The sequence below is a fragment of the Halomonas sp. SIMBA_159 genome, from assembly GCF_046536035.1.
Classification (GTDB): domain Bacteria; phylum Pseudomonadota; class Gammaproteobacteria; order Pseudomonadales; family Halomonadaceae; genus Vreelandella; species Vreelandella venusta_A.
In genome coordinates, this window is the sequence record NZ_JAWJBT010000448.1 from 1 (window position 1) to 277 (window position 277).

The window sequence follows — 277 nt, forward strand, 5'->3', positions numbered from 1 at the left end:
GACGCACAAGGCGGCGATCCGGCGCCACGCGTGATCGCCAAGGGCTACGGCATGCTCGCCGAGATGATCGTGCAGCGCGCCAAGGAAGCCGGGCTTTATGTGCACGAAGCGCCCGAAATGGTCTCACTGCTGATGCAGGTGGACCTCGACGCGCGCATTCCGCCGCAGCTCTATCAGGCGGTGGCGGAACTGCTCGCGTGGCTGCATCGGCTGGAAAGCGAGCCGGCGCAGCCAGCGCCGGGCGGCGCGCGCACCGGCGCGGAAGATGTCACCGACG

1 protein-coding gene is annotated in these 277 nt (G+C 69.0%); it reads left to right on the forward strand.

Annotated elements, in window-relative coordinates; genetic code table 11:
• Positions 1–277: EscU/YscU/HrcU family type III secretion system export apparatus switch protein (locus R0J87_RS19970; protein ID WP_498888429.1), on the forward strand; the 277-nt coding region annotated here is incomplete at both ends.